Raw genomic sequence first — 1,149 nt, 5'->3', positions numbered from 1 at the left:
CCGGTACCGCACCCCGCGCAGCGCCAGCGGGATCAGCGCGACGATGATCAGGGCGTTGAACACCACGGCCGACAGGATCGCCGACTGCGGGCTGGGCAGACGCATGACGTTGAGCGCCTCCAGGCCCGGGTACAGCCCGGCGAACATCGCCGGGATGATGGCGAAGTACTTGGCGATGTCGTTGGCGATGGAGAACGTGGTCAGCGCCCCCCGCGTGATCAGCAGCTGCTTGCCGATCATCACGATCTCGATCAGCTTGGTCGGGTCGGAGTCGAGATCGACCATGTTCCCGGCCTCCTTGGCGGCCGAGGTGCCGGTGTTCATCGCCACCCCCACGTCGGCCTGGGCGAGCGCCGGGGCGTCGTTGGTGCCGTCCCCGGTCATCGCGACCAGGCGGCCGCCCTCCTGCTCCTTCTTGATCAGAGCGAGCTTGTCCTCGGGCCGGGCCTCGGCGAGGAAGCCGTCCACGCCCGCCTCGTCCGCGATCGCCCTGGCCGTGAGCGGGTTGTCGCCGGTGATCATGACGGTGCGGATGCCCATCCGGCGCATCTCCTCGAACCGCTCCCGCATCCCCGCCTTCACCACGTCCTTGAGGTGGATGACGCCGAGGACCCTGGCCGCGCCGTGCGCGACCTCGCCGACGACCAGCGGAGTGCCGCCGGAGGCGGAGATGCCGTCCACGACGCGGCTCAGCTCGGCGGGCACGGTCCCGCCCCGCCGGCGCACCCAGTCGGCGACCGCCCCGGCCGCGCCCTTGCGCAGCATCCTGTCCGGCCCGCGGTCCCCGGGCTCGCCCAGGTCGACGCCGCTCATCCGGGTCTGCGCCGAGAACGGCACCCACCGCGCCTGCGACAGCTCTCCCGGCGAGCGCTCCCGCAGGCCGTACCGCCGCTTGGCGAGGACCACGACCGAGCGGCCCTCGGGCGTCTGGTCCGCGAGGCTGGACAGCTGCGCCGCGTCGGCCAGCTCGCCATCGCCGACGCCCTGGACGGGCAGGAACTCCGCCGCCTCCCGGTTCCCGAGGGTGATGGTGCCGGTCTTGTCCAGCAGCAAAGTGTTGACGTCGCCCGCCGCCTCCACCGCGCGCCCCGACATCGCCAGCACGTTCCTCTGGACCAGCCGGTCCATGCCCGCGATCCCGATCGCCGA

The 1,149-nt window shown here is 72.2% G+C and carries 1 protein-coding gene; it reads right to left on the bottom strand.

The annotated features are described in order from the left end of the window. Positions 1–1,149, bottom strand: a 1,149-nt coding sequence (gene kdpB, locus AB0C69_RS42465; protein WP_360362665.1) for a potassium-transporting ATPase subunit KdpB, incomplete at both ends; no start/stop codon positions are given.

The organism is Actinomadura sp. NPDC048032 (genome assembly GCF_040653175.1).
Lineage (GTDB): Bacteria > Actinomycetota > Actinomycetes > Streptosporangiales > Streptosporangiaceae > Spirillospora > Spirillospora verrucosospora.
The sequence above is the reverse complement of the archived record's forward strand: the minus strand, read 5'-3'. Positions and strand labels throughout refer to the sequence as shown.